Raw genomic sequence first — 15,252 nt, 5'->3', positions numbered from 1 at the left:
CACCAGCACCACGCCGATGGCCGCACCGGCCCAGCCGAGCACGTCGTTCCACAGCACCACGGCAATCGCTGCCATCGCCAGCGCGGCGCCGCAGAGCACACGGCCGCGCGCAAGCGAACCCGGCGCCAGCAGCACCTGGTTAGGCGAGGCTGCGTACAGGCAGCCTGCAGCCAGCAACCCGAGCAGGAGGGCAACACCGTGCATGGCAGAGTTCAATGGAATCAAGAACGCAAATGATAATGATTCGCATTGAATGAGGCAAGGCGGTGCGGTGTTGCGTCGTAAGGTAGGGCGATATGGGGATGCGCCGGCACGCCATCACCGGCGCATGTGGGCGTCAGGACAACGCCTGTTCGACAAAATGCAGGCGGTCCTGCCCCCAGAACATGTCGTTGCCGACAAAGAACGTGGGCGCGCCGAACACGCCGCGCGCCACGGCTTCTTCGGTGGTGTTGCGCAGCGTCTGCTTGACGTGGTCGTCCTGCACCAGCGCCATCATCAGCGCGGGAGAGATACCGGCGGCCTCCAGTACAGCCGCCAGCGCATTCAGGTCACCCAGGTTGCGCGGGTGTTCGAACATGGCGCTGAAAATGGCGCCGAGGTAGTTGTGGAACTCGGCATCGCTGCGCAGTTGCATCCCCACGGCACCGCGCATCAGTTGCAGCGTGTTGATCGGGAAGTGCGGGTTCTGCTGGATCGGCACGCCAAAGTATTTCGCCCAGCGCTCCAGATCGATGTTGGAGTAACGGCCTTTGGCGGGAATGGTTGCCGGGCTGCTGTTGCCCGTGGCCTGGAATACGCCGCCCAGCAGCATCGGCCGCCAGACGATCTCCGCGCCTTTGGCTTGCGCAATCTTCGGCAGTTGGTGATATGCGAGGTAGCTGTACGGACTGCCCACGTCGAAGAAGAATTCAACCTGCTTCATGCGTGTCTCCTGGTGTTGTGATGGTGTGCATGACGTTGGGAAGCGGGCGACTTACCAGCGCTCGATCCACGGGCGCAGATCCAGTTCATGCGTCCAGGCGTCGCGCGGTTGCGTGTGCAGGTACCAGTAGTTCTCGGCGATGTGCTCGGGGTTGAGGATGCCGTCCTGGCTTTTCAGAGCGTAGCGCTCGGGAAAATTCTCGCGGATGAATTCGGTATCAATGGCGCCATCCACCACCACATGCGCCACGTGGATGCCCTTCGGGCCCAGCTCGCGCGCCATGCTTTGCGCCAGCGCCCGCAGCGCATGCTTGGCGCCCGCGAATGCCGCAAAGTTGGCCGATCCGCGCATCCCCGCCGTTGCACCGGTAAAGAGGATCGTGCCGCGCCCGCGCGTGACCATGCGCTTGGCCACCTCGCGCCCGGCCAGGAAACCGGAGAAGCACGCCATCTCCCAGATCTTGAAGTACTTGCGGGCGGTCTCTTCCAGGATGCTGCTAGGCACGTTGGCGCCAATGTTGAAGACCATCACCTCGATGGGGCCAACGTCGCGCTCGATGTCGTCCACGAGCTTGATGACGTCTTCCTCCTTGCGCGCATCCGACGCAAAGCCGAGTGCCTGGCCGCCTTCGGCGCGGATCGCTTCGACCAGCGGTTGCAGCTTGTCGGCCGAGCGGCGCGTGACGCAGGCGACCAGGCCCTCACGCGCAAAGCGTTTGGCGATGGCGCCGCCTGTGGCGTCTCCTGCACCGATGACGAGTGCCGCCTGCTTGTTGCTTGTCTCCATATCCACCTCGTTTATAAAATAACGATCGTTACTATAACAAACGTTATGCTACTGGTTGCATAGTGTCAAGCGAGTCGAAGTGCGGAGGTGAAGATGCGATACCAGCCGGGTCACAAAGAAGAAAAGCGCAAGGAGCTGCTCAGGGCAACCGCCCGCAAGGTCAAGATCAGTGGTTTCGCGGCAACGGGCGTGGATGCCCTTGCACAGGCTGCCGGCATGACCAGTGGCGCGTTCTACAGCCACTTTGGTTCCAAGTCGGAGTGGCTCAAGGCGCTGATCGAGGCCGAACTGGCCGCCAGCCGCGAGATGTGGGCTGGCAACCCGCACGATACGGCGCAAGACTGGCTGCGCTTTGAACTGGACCGCTACCTGAATCTCGCCCACGTAAAACATCCCGAGGCGGGCTGTGCAGTGCCTGGTTTGGCGGCGGAGATCGCACGTGCAGACAGCGCCGTGCGCGCGCTCTATCAGGAAGAGATGCGCAAGGGCCACGCGGTTCTCGCGCAGCGTTTGGGCGATGACGATGCGGCGTGGGCGATGATTGCGCAACTGGTGGGCGCCATCCATATCGCCCGGGCCATGCCGGACGAGGGCATGCAGCGGATCATCATCGAAGCAAGCAAGCGGTTTCTGCAGGACGCCGTGACGCGTCTGGCTGCCAAGGCTCCGCAGTAATTACTGCAGATTGCCCCAGCGCGGCACGGCGGGCTCCGCATTGGCCCATTGCCAGGTGTTGCCGTTCTGGCAGGCGTAGATGGTGTAGCCGGGAGCAACCTTGGGGGCATCGCCGTCCTGCACGGTGAGGATGGCCTCGCGGCATGTTGCCAGCGGCGTGGTGAAGGTGCGTACCAGTACCACCTGACCGTGTGCCTTGGTGATGCCCATCAGGCGTTCCAACGACCAGTTGAGCGAAGGGGCGCCGTCACTCAGTCGGCCCACTGCCGTAGCCAGCGCGTCTTGCTCGCTGGCTGCCCATTTGCGCGTGGCGTATTTGATTGACGCATCGGTGGCAGCATTGACCGTGACGGCCACGCCATAGGCCACCGCCGGATTGGCCGTTACCGCACCGCTGGCCACACCTGCCGCCGCGCCGGTCAGCGGCCCGACCGAGGAGCATCCGGCAACAAGACCAGCGCAGCCCAGCAGAAGCCAGCGCAACGTCCTCATTGCAGCGAACCCCAACGCGCGGTGGCCGGTTCGGCGGTGGCCCATTTCCACTGCTTGCCGTCGTTGCAGATTGACGCGATGAAGAAGTCGACCTGCGTGGCCTCGCTGTCCACGGTGAAGAGAATTTCCTTGCAGTTGACCAGCGGCCCGTTGATCGCACGGGTGACGACAACGCGCCCGCGTTCATCGGGTTCAAGGGGAATGCGGTGTTTGACTTGCCAGTTGCCGACGGTGTTGTCGGGCAGCGCGCCTGCTATCTGGGCAATCTGATCCTGTGTCTCGGTATGTACGACGCGCTGGCTGTGCTGCAGCGCCGCGCGGGCGCCGGCTTGCACGGCCAAACCGATACCGGTGGCCACTGCGGCGTTGTCGGTCACCTTGGCGGCGAGGGCCGCGCCACCAATACCGGCTGCGGCCGTCGTACCTTCCGACATGAAAGAACTGCAGCCGCTGAGTACCGGTACGCTCAGGGCGAGGGCACAGCCCAGCATTCGGGCGGATGCGAACCAAGGTGTGCGCATGGGGGGGGCTTCCAAATCTGCAACGCGCTTGATTCTAAGGGATGTCGCTGCCCGGAAACGTAGATGTGGCGCGGATTCCCACAATTGTTTTCAGTTGGCGCGGGCGGCTACGCGGTCGCGGCCAACGCCAATCCATGCGCTTCCACCAACTCACCGCGGGTCACATCCGGTGATGCTGCCAGCAGCGTGTCGAACGTTGCCAGCGCACGTCGCACAGGCTCGTACGTCATATGCGTTTCCCACGCGGCCTGATCTCGATACACCTCATGCAGCAGGAAAACGTTCGGCTCGTCATGCGCACGATAGAAGGAATACGCCAATGTGCCAGGCTCTTCGCGTGCCGATGCCACCAGCGTTGAAAGCTGTTGCTGGAGCATATCAACGGTTTCCGGCCGGGCCTGCAGTCGAACAATCAGCAGATACATGTTTGACCTCTGAACAAGGAAGACGGGATGCCATCTTTCCTTGTCAGGCGAGCGAGGTCTTGTAGAAATGCGTCTTCGTTTGGGTGTCCTGCCGGTAGCGTGATGGCGATTGTCCAGTGAGTCGTCGGAACTCGCGGTTGAATTGAGGCTGGTCGAAGTAACCGTGCGAAAGTGCCGTGTCGAGCAACGGTGACTGGGGTTCCAGATGCAAGGCGCGCACGGTGCGCTGGAAGCGCGCCAGTCGTCGGAACGCGACGGGCGACACGCCTTCGGCAGCCAGGAAGCGGCGCTCCAACTGACGCCGGCCCAGATGCAACTGCGCTGCCAGCCCATCGATGGTTGTGTCATGCGGCGCAGCGTAGAGGCGCGCAACCGCAGCAGACACGTGAGCGTCAGCATGTGCCGGTGCCAGTCGTGCCAGCAGGAAGGCGTCGATCAATGCAACGCGTTGCGAGAAATCGTGGGCCTGCGCCACCTGCTCGTGCCAGTCGAGCGCTTCACGGCCCCACAGAGCTTCGATCGGCGCCTGTGTGTCCAGCAACCGGCTGATGGATTCGCGCGCCAACGCACCCCATCGGCCCGCGCGAATCCGTATCGCTGTGAAACCGATGCCTTGGGCCGGTGCCAGCGCGTAAGGTTGAAGCCGCACGCACAACATGTGGGCCGCAGGCAGCGCGGCACCATCTTCATGGTGGAAGGGCTGACCGTGGTGGAGAAACAATTCTGCACCGGTGCCAGGCAGCAGGCGCGGCAGGGCAACGATTTCGCCACGTGTTGCTTCCCAGCTCCAGTAGCGGTCAATGTAGGGGCGTAATGCAGGATGCGGACGTGCTGTATGGGTTTGCACGTGTTTTCCTCAGAGCGGTCGAAGTGCCATTGTGCGGTCGTTGCTATGCGGCCGGGCGCTCAGTCTCGCCGCACATCTGCCGCCGGTAACGCTCCGGCGAGAACCCGACCTGCTTGCGGAACATCGCGATAAACGCCGAGGGCGTTCCGTAACCGAGCGCCAGGGCAATGTCCTGCACCGAGCGATCTTCCTTCAGCCACACCAGCGCACGCAGCAAGCGCACGCGGTTGCGCCATTGCACGAAGCTCATGCCGAGTTCGGTCTGAAAGCGGCGAGCGAGCGTGCGCTCGGTGCTGTGCACGCGTTCTGCCCAGGCTTGCAGCGTGGTGTTGTCGGCGGGGTCCAATCGGATCGCCTGGAGGATGGGTTCGAGCTGGCGGTCCTGGCTGTCGGGCAGGTAGCTATCGGTGTGCTCGGCGCGCGCGAGCAACTCGATCATCAACTCGAACTGGCGCAAATCCCATGCGTCCTGCATGACCGATACGCGGCGTGCGGCAAAGTCTTCGAATAGCGCGCGCACCAGCGGTGTTTGTGCAATCAGGCAGCCCGTCGCGGGCAGGCGCTCGGCAAGGGACTCAGCCACGTACACCGAGATGAAATCCGTCGCCTGCCGGATCGACGCGGAATGCGGCGCGTTGGCAGGCACCCAGATCAGGTATTCCGCAGGCGCCGTCAGCTTGTGTGTTTCTACGGTCGCCTCCATCAGGCCGAGGCTGATGCGGCAGAGCTGGCCCCAGGGGTGGGTATGCGGCTCGACGGCGGTTTCCGGCTCGAAGTGGTTGTAGCGGAAGTAGAACGGCGCGCCCTTCGGCACGCGCAAATCGGCTTCGCGGTAGGCAGAGGCGGTGTACATGTTGTCGCGCTTTGTCGCTTTCGATGCGTCAGATTGTCTGATTTGCATTATATGTTTCGAATCAGACATCGCTACACTTCGGCCATCGTCTGATAACGGAGGCCATCGTGCCTGTGCTGTATCCCCTGCTGGCGGTGTTGATCTGGGCCGCCAACACCATCGTTTCGAAGGCTGCAGCCGGCGTGCTGGACCCGGCGGCCATCTCGCTCTACCGCTGGTTGCTGGCGGCATGCGTGCTGACGCCGTTCTGCGTGCGGCCGCTGTGGCGCCAGCGTGCGGACGTGGCGGCGCAGCTGCCGCGTTTTGCCGTGCTGGCCCTGCTGGGCATGGTGATGTACCAGTGCCTGGCCTACTACGCCGCGCACAGCACGAGTGCCACCAACATGGGCGTGATCGGCGCGTTGATCCCGATGCTGGGGCTCATCCTCAATCTGGTGGTGTTTCGCAAGCCGGTGGGTGTGCTGGCGGTGACCGGCGTTGTGGTGTCGCTGCTGGGCGTGCTGTATTTGCTTGGCCGCGGGCATCCGGCTACGTTCCTCGACGGCGGCGTCAACCGCGGCGACGTGCTGATCCTCATCGGTGCGACGTCGTACGCGCTGTACAACATTCTTTACCGACGCTGGGCGCTACCGTTTGGGCAATGGCTCAATCTGTATGTTCAAGTGCTGATTGCCGTCGTGTTTCTGGTGCCGCTGGCCTTCACTGCGCAGAGTCTGGCGATTCCGCGCCAGGGCATCGGGCTCGTGGTCTTTGCGGGCATTGCTTCGTCGATCGTTGCGTCGTACTTGTGGATGCTGGGCTTGAAGCGGATCGGCGCTGAGCGTACGGCGATCTTGATGAACCTGATGCCCGTCTTTACCGCAGCCATGGCGGCGGTGATGCTGGGCGAGACCGTGCACGGCTATCACTGGATCGGTGGCGGGCTTGTGCTGCTGGGCGTGAGTCTGGCGCAGGGTATCGTCCGCCTGCCGATTGGACGCTCGGGCTTGAGTACACGTTGAATTCGGTCTCGCCGCGCAATGGTTGGCGGTAGAATTGAGCCCATGACGGGTGCGTTTATCGCACCCGTTCAGTGTTCTAGAACCCCACTCGCCAGACCATGAAACGGAGCGCCGGAGCCGTCACCGTCGATGATGTTGCCGCGCACGCGGGCGTGTCGATCAAGACCGTTTCGCGCGTGCTGAACCACGAGCCCAACATCAGCGAGAAGACGCGCGCCAAGGTGGTCGAGGCGATGCAGGCGCTCGACTACCGGCCCAATCCCGCCGCCCGCCGCCTGGCCAGCAAGCGCGCCGACATCATCGCGCTGGTCTACGACAACCCCTCCGACAACTACATCGTCAACATCCAGCACGGCGCGCTCGAAGCCTGCCAGGCGCTTGACTACAGCCTGCTGCTCACGCCCTGTAACTACCGCGATCCGAACCTCGCCGAGCAGATCATTCTGAGCGTGCGCCAGCGCGCGCTGGCCGGTCTGATCCTGACGCCGCCGGTGTCTGACGTGGCGTCGTTGGTCCATGCACTGGATGAGGCCGGCGTTGACTACGTGCGTTTGGCACCTGCCGATCGCCAGCACAAAGGCTTGTCGGTCAATACCGAAGATCGTGCCGCCGCACGCGATATGACATTGCATCTGATCGGCTTGGGCCATCGGCGCATCGGCTTCGTGGTTTGCGACCCCGATCACGGTGCCGCATATCAGCGTGTATTCGGCTATCGCGATGCAATGGCACAAGCAGGTATCACCGTCGATGAGCGCCTGGTGGAGCAAGGGCAGCACTCGTTTGAGTCCGGTGTAGCTTGCGCCGAGCGGCTCCTGTCATGCGAGCCGCGCCCCACCGCTATCTTTGCCGGCAACGACGACATGGCCGCTGGCGTGCTGCGTGTGGCGCAGGCACGCGGCATCAAGGTACCGGAAGAGCTCTCCATCTGCGGCTACGACGATACGCCGCTCTCGCGCCAGCTCTGGCCGGCGCTGACCACGGTGCGCCAGCCAATTCAGGCAATGGCGCATGCTGCCGTCGAGCAGCTCATCGCCATCCATCGGCCCCACCTGCCAGGTTTGAAGCCGCACTCGGTGCACGAGAACCTGCAGTATGAGCTGGTGATTCGCGAGTCGACCTGCCCGCCTGCGCGTTGAACGTGATGCGTTCCAATCAGACCGGCTGTCTGATCAACGCGTACAAATCATCCTGCGGGTCATAGCCGATCAGCTTGCGGCCGGACTCCAGCCCCCAATCCATCCCCCTATTGTTCGACACGCCATTGACGACGATGGCGGGTGCCGGCCAGTCTGCCGGGTCTGCCGTGATGGCGCAGAGGAAGAGGCGGCGCAGGTCGTCATTCGACAGCCACATGTTGCGGAACCAGCGCAGCGCGATACGACTGGCGTCGTCGGGTAACTCGGTGGGGACGGGCGTGTCGGCGGTGCCGGAGTGGTTGATATCGTTCGGATCGTTTTCATCTGGCAGGGCCCAGCCGATGCGCAGTGACACGATCGACAGCTTGCCGGCCGCGGCTGCCGATACAGCGCCCACTGCCTTGCACAGTCGCTCACCCATCGCCTTGGATGTGCCGTAGGCGAGCGAGTAGACGTCTTCGATGCCGTTGTTCCAGCGTGTGCCGGGCGCCGGAGCCAACTCGGCGGTGAGTTGGCCGGGGCCAATGGTGCCGGCCAGCGGTTGATCCTTATATGCGCCCATCGCATGGTTGGACGAGGCAAACACGAAGCGCCGTACGCCACGCGTGGCAGCCGCTTCCAGTACGTTCAGCGTCATGCCGTAGGAGGCCAGCGCCTGTTCCCACGTCGCATCGGGTGTGGAGTGGATGGCAGCCAGGTGGATGACTGCATCGACGTTGTTGAGCAGTTCAGCCCATGCGCCGTCGGCTTGTGTGAGGTCTGCGACGACCCAGCGGAAGCGCTCGGTTGCCTGCGGAGAGAACGCAACGTTCTGCTCCACCCAATCGACGCCAATGATGGACGTGCACCACGGGGTGGACGCGAGCGCCTCGACGACCTTGCGGCCCAGGTTGCCGGCAACGCCGGTGACAAGAACGCGAGCGGGATTTTGGTAGTCAGCCACGATGTCGGATTCCGTTCGGGATGAGGAAAGAAGGGGCGACCGGCGGCCGGCGCCATAGCACCATCGGGCGCCGCCGTGTCTTTTCAAGTCATCGGATTGGGCTCGACCGAGCCCGAGAGCAGGGTGATGTCAGTTGCCGTCAGCCACGGTTGGAACCCGACAGCACGTCGATCCACACGGCCAGCACCAGCACCACGCCCTTGACGATCATTTGCCACGAGGCGTCGACGTTCATCTGCTGCATGCCGTTGTCGAGGCTGGCCATGACCAGCGCACCGATCAGCGCGCCGTATACCGTGCCCGAGCCGCCGCGCATCGACGTGCCGCCGATGAAGCAGGCGGAGATGGCATCCAGTTCGCCGCCAACGCCGGCAGAAGGCGAACCCGCTGCCGAGCGCGCCGTCGTGACGATGCCCGCGAAGGCGCACATCAGGCCCATCAGCACGAACACCAGCAGCTTGACGCGGCTCACGTTGACGCCGGACAGACGTGTGGCTTCCATGTTGCCGCCCACTGCGTAGACGTGACGGCCAAACACAGTTTGCGTGGCGACGTACGAGAACACCGCCAGCAGGATCAACAGGATCAGCACCGGCAGTGGTACGCCGTTGGCCTGGTTGAGCACGGCGACGAAACCGAACGCTGCCGCCGCGATGGCCAGCAGCTTCAGCCCATCTGCCCACACCGGCGAGGGCGCTAGTTGCAGGCGGGCACGCTCGCTGCGGCGGCGCACCGTCAGCACAACGGACATAGCGACGATGACGGCCGCCAGCGACCACGCCAGCCATGCCGGCACGAAGCTCTGCGCGATATTGACGAGGTCATCCGGCACCGGCGCAATGGTTACGCTGTCGGTGCTCCACTGCAGCACGCCGCGGAACGCCAGCATGCCGCCCAGCCCAACGATGAACGAGGGTACGCGAAGCTTGGTGGTGATGAAGCCATTGAACGCACCGATGGCCGCACCCACCACGAGCACCGTACCCACTGCCAGCCACGTGTTCCACCCGAGATTGACGGTGAGGATAGCGACCAGCCCGCCAAGCAAACCGAGCAGCGAGCCGACCGACAGGTCGATCTCCCCGGCGATGATGACGAACACCATCCCGCAGGCCAGCATGCCCGTCACCGACATCTGCAGGAACAGGTTGGAGATGCTGTTGGGCTTGAGGAACGTGCCGTTGGTCTGGAAGTAGAAGAAGATCCAGATGAGCGCGACCGCCAGCAGCAGTGCCAGCACCTTGTAGCGCACGAACAGTTGTTGGATGGCGCGGCCGTCCAGACGCGGACCGCCAGCGCCGCCGTTCTGGCGGGCGAGTTGGGATTGCAGGATGTTCGACATGGCAGTCTCTACAGCTAAGCCGCTTGGCGGCTGGGTTCAGCGTTGATTGCAGCAGCCAGGATGCGCTCCTGGGTCAGGCCCTGATTGATAAAGTCGCCGCGCACCTGGCCTTCGCCCATGACCAGGACACGATCACTCATGCCCAGGATCTCCGGCATTTCAGACGAGACCATGATGATCGCCACGCCGCTGGCGGCCAGGTCGGCAATCATCTTGTAGATGTCGTATTTGGAGCCGACATCGACGCCGCGCGTGGGCTCGTCGAGGATCAGCACCTTCGGCGCGGCCAGCACCATCTTCGTCACCACGGCCTTCTGCTGGTTGCCGCCCGATAAGCTGGCGATCGATAGCGCAGGGCTGGCGGTCTTGATGCGCAGGCGCTTGATTTCGCGGTCGACTGTGGTGAGTTCGGCGCCCTTGTCTACACGCCCGCCGTGTGTGTAGTGCGCGAGCGTGGCGAGGGTGATATTTGCGCCAACGCCCATCAGCGGGACGATGCCGTGGCGCTTGCGGTCTTCGGGGACGAGGCAGATACCGTTGGCGATGGCCTCGGCAGGTGAGTTCACCTTGACGGGCTTGCCCTCCATGATGATCTCGGCGGACGAGCGGCCGGCGTAGGCGCCGAACAGCGCGGACACCATCTCCGTACGCCCCGCACCCACCAGCCCGGCAATGCCGAGGATCTCTCCTCGGCGCACGGCAAAGCTCACGTTGTCGGCGCGCTTGCGATTCGGGTTGCTGACATCCCAGCAGGTGACATTGCGCGCTTCCAGCACGACTTCGCCCACGGTGTGCTCTACCTTGGGGAAGAGCGAGGTCATCTCGCGGCCGACCATCATCGTGATGATGTTGTCGATGGTCATCTCGGCAGCGGGGCGCGTGGCGATGTGCTTGCCGTCGCGGATGACGGTGATCGTGTCGCACACGCGCTTGACCTCATCCAGCTTGTGCGAGATGTAGACGCACGCCACGCCGCTGCGCTTGAGGTCTTCAATGATGGACAGCAACACCTCGATTTCCTTGGCGGACAGCGATGACGTCGGTTCGTCCAGGATCAAGAGGCGCGCGTTCTTGGCCAGCGCCTTGGCAATCTCGAAGAGTTGCTGGTGGCCGCTGCCGTAGTTGCTCACGGGCGCGGCCACGTTCACGTCGGTCAGGCGCAGGCGGGCGAGGAGCTGCTCGGCCTTGGCGTGCATGGCGTCGTAGTCCATGCGCCCCCCCGGCTTGGTGATCTCGTTGCCGAGGAAGATGTTCTCCGTGACGGAGAGCTGCTGCACCAGCATCAGTTCCTGATGGATGATGACGATGCCTGCGCGCTCGCTGTCGCGCACGGAATGCGCGCGCAGCGGTACGCCTTCCCATTCGATCTCGCCCTCGAAGGTGCCGTAGGGGTAGACCCCCGACAGCACCTTCATTAGGGTGGATTTTCCGGCGCCGTTCTCCCCGCACAAACCGACGCATTCGCCTGGCCTGACTGCCAGGCTCACGCCATCGAGCGCGCGCACACCGGAGAACGACTTCACGATGTTGCGCATCTCGAACAGGGTGCCGTTACTGCTCATGGCGTCCTCCTCCTCACGACGACTGACGACTGCATCGACGGCTTACTTGCCGAAGATCTGCTGGTGCGTATAGAAGCCGTCCTTGACGACGGTGCTGTCCAGGTTGTCCTTGGTCAGCAGGGTCGGCGTCAGCAGTACGGTGTCGACATCCTTCTTGCCGTTGTTCAGCTTGGTGTTGAACTTGGGCGCGGTGCCCTTGACGAGGTCAACGGCCATCTCGGCAGCCGTGGCGGCAATCTGCTTGATCGGCTTGTACACCGTCATGGCCTGGGTGCCTTCGGCCACGCGCTTGACGGCGGCCAGGTCGGCATCCTGGCCTGACACTGGCACCTTGCCTGCCAGCTTCTGGCCCGACAGCGCCTGGATCGCACCGCCTGCCGTGCCATCGTTGGAAGCGACGATGCCCTGGATGTTGTTGTTGTTTGCCGTCAGCGCGTTCTCAATGATGTTCTGCGCCTTGGACGGGTCCCATTCCGGTGTCCATTGCTCGCCGACGATCTTGATGTCGCCCTTGTCGACCAGCGGTTTGAGCACCTTCATCTGGCCCTCGCGCAGCAGGCGCGCGTTGTTGTCGGTGGCGGCGCCGCCCAGCAGGAAGTAGTTGCCCTTGGGTGCCAGCTTGACCACGCCCTGTGCCTGCAGCTCGCCCACCTTCACGTTGTCGAAGGTCACGTAGCCGTCCACATCGGCATTGAGGATCAGGCGGTCATACGACACCACCTTGATGCCCTTCTTCTTGGCGCTGGCAATGGCGTTGCCCAGCACCTTGGAGTTGAACGGCACGATCACGAGCACGTCGACGTTCTGCGCGATCAGGTTTTCGATCTGGGCGATCTGCTTGGCCTCGTTGGCATTGGCCGATTGCACGTTGACGGTCGCGCCCAGCTTCTTGGCGGCGTCGACAAAGTAGTCGCGGTCGTGCGTCCAGCGTTCGACGCGCAGGTCGTCGATCGAGAAGCCGATGACCGGTGCTTCCTTGCTGGCATGCGCCGACGTGGCGGCGAAGGTGAGGACCGCTGCAGCGGCCAGGGTGTTCAGTACACGGGAAATCATGAAAGGTCTCCTGTTGTGCGTAAGGGTGTCGGGTTCGCGATCAGAACGTCACGCCGGTCTTCAGGCCGATCACGAAGGCGTTCTTGTTTTGCGTGGTGCCGCCCGGATGCAGGATGTACTGCAGATTAGGACGGAAGTACACAGAGGGCACGGGCGACCAGCTGTAGTACAGCTCGCTCACGTATTCGTAGCCGTCACCCGCCACAGTGTTCGAACCGGTACGGGCGTTGACCTGGCGCACGTAGTCCGCATAGCGGCCGTTGTTGTGCGTTGCACCGACGGCAAAGCCGATGGTGTCGGTCAGGCGGTCAAACGGCCCCTTGTACTGCACGCCCACCGAAATCTGGTGGTCGGTCTGCGCGGTGTTGCGATCCGCTTGCGAGAAGTTCAGGAACACCGTGGCGCCGCGTCCGCCGGCCGTGCCGGTAATCTGCTGCTGCAGGTTCAGGTAGGCGCCATATTGGCCGCTGCGCTGGCGTGCGTCCAGGCCGGTGATGCCGCGCGGGTTGCCATTCACGTCTTCGTACAGATCTTTGCCGTTGGACGTGTTGTACCAGACGCCGGCCTTGTACGAGCCGGGGCGGCCTTCAATGCTGGGCAGCCAGCCGAATTCCAGCGGGATCAGCGCACCGGTCGTGCCGCTCGGGTTGTTCGGCTTCCAGCCGTTGTGCTGGGCCCAGGTGTCATTCACATAGTTCGGGTTGACCTGATACACGCCGATCTGCGCGTAGGTCTCTGCCGTGGTGTGCACCTTGGCGCGCGCGCCCCACTGGCTGGTCGGCCAGTTGACCCAGTAGCTGCCCACCAGGTTGCCCGGCTGCGAGCCGCAGAACGTCAGGTTCTGGAAGTCGCACGAGACCGAGAAGAAGTCTTCGCCCACCGTCACACGGCCGGCCTTGATCTCCAAGCGGTCATTGAGCAGCTTCTGGTTCAGCCAGAACTGCGTCAGGTGCCAGGTCTGGCCGCGGCCATAGACCTCCTGGATCAGCATGTTGTTGCCGATGTTCGCATCGCTGCCGAGGTTGCGGCCGTTGCGGTCGGTGACGGTGGCCTGGAAGGTGGCGCCTTGCCAGCCCGTCAGCTTTTGCATGTCCAGCGTGGTGCCCATCACCCACTGGTCCGTGTAGCGCGTGAGGTGCTCGGTGCCGCCGCTGAAGTTGTGCGCGAGTTCGCTGCCGTAGCCGAGGTTGAACGTCACACCCTGGTCGGCCAGGCGGGTGCGCAGGCCGCCCCAGTCGCCCAGCAGGTAGGGGCTGGTGGTGATGTCGTACGCGTGGGCGCTGGCTGCGCCGAGTGCCAGCACGGCCACAGCGATGGCCGATGCGCCCAGGCGCTTGCTACGGGATTGATGATGCGCCGCCGACCGGCGCATGGGCTTCAAGGGCCTCGGTGAGGCATCGAAGCGGGGTTCGAGCTCCATTGACTGTCTCCTGATATTTGGTCCCGTCTGCCTTGCATGACAGCGGTGTCAGCGTTCTGTTCTCAATGTGTAGCGGGCTGACGGACGCAAGAATGGCCACAATTGACAGCGCTGTCAATCTCGGGGTTTGCCCTAGTCCAAGGCCCATCTGCGACGTTCTAAAGAGGCGGCGGGGTGGATGTTGCGATGCGGGAATTGCAGCCGAACAAGCAAGTGCCGCCATGGGCGTGGCACTTTGTGCATGGCATCGACCTTGCTCATGCTGCGCGCACCTTTCTCTTTGTCATCCAACTCAAGGAGCCGCACATGCAACGCGAAGACGTGACCGACCTGATCGTTCTGCAGAAGATCAAGAAGCAGCTGACGTGGGCGCAGCTGGCCGAGGTGATCGGCCACAGCAAGGAGTGGAGCACTGCCGCACTGCTCGGCCAGATGACACTGACCGAAGCGCAGGCGAATGCCGTGGGCACGGCGCTGGAGTTGCCGGAAGAGGCGATCGCATTGCTGCAGGTGCCGCCCTACAAAGGCTCGCTACCCACCGCCGTGCCGACCGACCCGCTGATCTATCGTTTCTACGAACTCATCAGCGTGTATGGCACGACGTTCAAGGCGCTGATCCACGAAGAGTTTGGCGACGGCATCATGAGCGCGATCGACTTCAACATGGACCTCAAGCGCGAGCCCGACCCGAAGGGTGATCGGGTGCGCATCGTGATGAGCGGCAAGTTCCTGCCGTACAAGACCTACTGAGCGCTCACGCGTCTTCGCTGCTGTCGTCGTGCTCGTCGATGAACGGACGGCTGCGGCGCGGCATCTCGGAATCGAGTACCAGGCGGCCATGCACGCGGCCGTTCATGCGCGTGACATGGTGCGTGCAGTCTTCCATGTGCGAGGCCATGAGTTCACGCACGCGCTCGGCATCGCGCGCACGCGCGGCCTCGTAAATCTGCCGGTGGAACTTGACCGTGGACGCGCCGAACTTGGCGTGGTCCTTGGGTGAAGTCTCGTTGCCGAACACCACCAGCTGCCGCAGCATTTCGTTGATCAGCTCGCAGCAGAACCGCAGCATCGGGTTGGGATTGGCGGCGGCCAGGATGTCGTGAAAGCTCAGGTCTTCCTGGCGCTGGTCCAGCGGCGCGACGGCCTTGGCCGAAGCCGGGTCGCACAGGTCGATGGTGTGTTCAAGCGCGTGGAAGTCGTCTTCCGTCAGGTGCGGCACGGCGCCGGCGGCTAACTCAGGCTCCAGCAGGCGGCGCACGGTGTAGACA

The 15,252-nt window shown here is 63.4% G+C and carries 18 protein-coding genes; 4 read left to right on the top strand and 14 right to left on the bottom strand.

What is annotated here, in order from left to right:
- The 3 genes from JHD73_RS21630 to JHD73_RS21620 all read right to left on the bottom strand — a co-directional run.
- On the bottom strand, positions 1–204 hold a 204-nt coding region (locus JHD73_RS21630), incomplete at its 3' end, for a hypothetical protein (protein WP_199032256.1).
- A 133-nt stretch (positions 205–337) separates the two neighbouring features.
- The gene (locus JHD73_RS21625; RefSeq protein ID WP_199032255.1) at positions 338–925 is read right to left on the bottom strand and encodes a 2-hydroxychromene-2-carboxylate isomerase; all 588 of its coding nucleotides are present in this window, start codon (positions 923–925) and stop codon (positions 338–340) included.
- Between the two features lie 51 nt (positions 926–976).
- On the bottom strand, positions 977–1,711 hold the full coding sequence (locus tag JHD73_RS21620; protein ID WP_199032254.1) for an SDR family oxidoreductase: 735 nt from the start codon (positions 1,709–1,711) through the stop codon (positions 977–979).
- Positions 1,712–1,804: 93 nt separating this feature from the next.
- Here JHD73_RS21620 and JHD73_RS21615 point away from each other — a divergent pair, with 93 nt between their 5' ends.
- Positions 1,805–2,386: a TetR/AcrR family transcriptional regulator gene (locus JHD73_RS21615; protein ID WP_199032253.1), complete on the top strand. Its 582-nt coding sequence runs from the start codon at positions 1,805–1,807 to the stop codon at positions 2,384–2,386.
- Here JHD73_RS21615 and JHD73_RS21610 read toward each other — a convergent pair whose 3' ends face one another.
- From JHD73_RS21610 to JHD73_RS21590, 5 genes are all read right to left on the bottom strand, one after another.
- Complete coding sequence (locus JHD73_RS21610) at positions 2,387–2,878, bottom strand: hypothetical protein (RefSeq protein ID WP_199032252.1); 492 nt, start codon at positions 2,876–2,878, stop codon at positions 2,387–2,389.
- Positions 2,875–3,369 (bottom strand): hypothetical protein, encoded by a 495-nt coding sequence (locus JHD73_RS21605; RefSeq protein WP_199032258.1) that lies wholly within the window; start codon positions 3,367–3,369, stop codon positions 2,875–2,877. The genes JHD73_RS21610 and JHD73_RS21605 overlap by 4 nt, the downstream gene beginning before the upstream one ends.
- Before the next feature lie 137 nt (positions 3,370–3,506).
- A complete protein-coding gene (locus JHD73_RS21600; RefSeq protein WP_199032251.1) occupies positions 3,507–3,824 on the bottom strand; it encodes a putative quinol monooxygenase in 318 nt (105 codons plus the stop codon).
- A 43-nt stretch (positions 3,825–3,867) separates the two neighbouring features.
- Positions 3,868–4,671 (bottom strand): helix-turn-helix transcriptional regulator, encoded by an 804-nt coding sequence (locus tag JHD73_RS29780; RefSeq protein ID WP_199032250.1) that lies wholly within the window; start codon positions 4,669–4,671, stop codon positions 3,868–3,870.
- A 43-nt stretch (positions 4,672–4,714) separates the two neighbouring features.
- The gene (locus JHD73_RS21590; RefSeq protein ID WP_199032249.1) at positions 4,715–5,524 is read right to left on the bottom strand and encodes a helix-turn-helix domain-containing protein; all 810 of its coding nucleotides are present in this window, start codon (positions 5,522–5,524) and stop codon (positions 4,715–4,717) included.
- Between the two features lie 107 nt (positions 5,525–5,631).
- On the opposite strand from JHD73_RS21590, the gene JHD73_RS21585 reads away from it, so the two are divergent.
- Both JHD73_RS21585 and JHD73_RS21580 read left to right on the top strand, forming a co-directional pair.
- Positions 5,632–6,525 (top strand): DMT family transporter, encoded by an 894-nt coding sequence (locus JHD73_RS21585; RefSeq protein ID WP_199032248.1) that lies wholly within the window; start codon positions 5,632–5,634, stop codon positions 6,523–6,525.
- Positions 6,526–6,623: 98 nt separating this feature from the next.
- Positions 6,624–7,664, top strand: coding sequence for a LacI family DNA-binding transcriptional regulator (locus JHD73_RS21580; RefSeq protein ID WP_199032247.1), 1,041 nt, complete (start codon positions 6,624–6,626; stop codon positions 7,662–7,664).
- Positions 7,665–7,680: 16 nt separating this feature from the next.
- Here the strand turns inward: JHD73_RS21580 and JHD73_RS21575 are convergent, their stop codons facing one another.
- From JHD73_RS21575 to JHD73_RS21555, 5 genes are all read right to left on the bottom strand, one after another.
- Complete coding sequence (locus JHD73_RS21575) at positions 7,681–8,607, bottom strand: NAD(P)-dependent oxidoreductase (RefSeq protein ID WP_199032246.1); 927 nt, start codon at positions 8,605–8,607, stop codon at positions 7,681–7,683.
- A gap of 139 nt (positions 8,608–8,746) precedes the next feature.
- Positions 8,747–9,949 carry a sugar ABC transporter permease gene (locus tag JHD73_RS21570; RefSeq protein ID WP_199032245.1) on the bottom strand — a complete coding sequence of 401 codons (1,203 nt, stop codon included), beginning with the start codon at positions 9,947–9,949 and terminating at the stop codon, positions 8,747–8,749.
- A gap of 14 nt (positions 9,950–9,963) precedes the next feature.
- Entirely contained in the window at positions 9,964–11,511 is a 1,548-nt protein-coding gene (locus tag JHD73_RS21565; RefSeq protein ID WP_199032244.1) for a xylose ABC transporter ATP-binding protein, read from the bottom strand.
- 42 nt (positions 11,512–11,553) lie between these two features.
- Positions 11,554–12,564 (bottom strand): D-xylose ABC transporter substrate-binding protein, encoded by a 1,011-nt coding sequence (gene xylF / locus JHD73_RS21560; protein ID WP_199032243.1) that lies wholly within the window; start codon positions 12,562–12,564, stop codon positions 11,554–11,556.
- Positions 12,565–12,604: 40 nt separating this feature from the next.
- Positions 12,605–13,984 carry a carbohydrate porin gene (locus tag JHD73_RS21555; RefSeq protein WP_199032242.1) on the bottom strand — a complete coding sequence of 460 codons (1,380 nt, stop codon included), beginning with the start codon at positions 13,982–13,984 and terminating at the stop codon, positions 12,605–12,607.
- Between the two features lie 306 nt (positions 13,985–14,290).
- On the opposite strand from JHD73_RS21555, the gene cynS reads away from it, so the two are divergent.
- Positions 14,291–14,734, top strand: coding sequence for a cyanase (gene cynS, locus JHD73_RS21550; RefSeq protein WP_199032257.1), 444 nt, complete (start codon positions 14,291–14,293; stop codon positions 14,732–14,734).
- A 4-nt stretch (positions 14,735–14,738) separates the two neighbouring features.
- On the opposite strand, the gene JHD73_RS21545 is transcribed toward cynS, so the two are convergent.
- Positions 14,739–15,252 (bottom strand): FadR/GntR family transcriptional regulator (locus JHD73_RS21545; protein WP_199032241.1); only part of this gene is annotated, 514 nt, incomplete at its 5' end.

The sequence above is a fragment of the Ralstonia sp. ASV6 genome (assembly GCF_016429285.1).
GTDB classification, from domain to species: domain Bacteria; phylum Pseudomonadota; class Gammaproteobacteria; order Burkholderiales; family Burkholderiaceae; genus Ralstonia; species Ralstonia flaminis.
The sequence above is the reverse complement of the archived record's forward strand: the minus strand, read 5'-3'. Positions and strand labels throughout refer to the sequence as shown.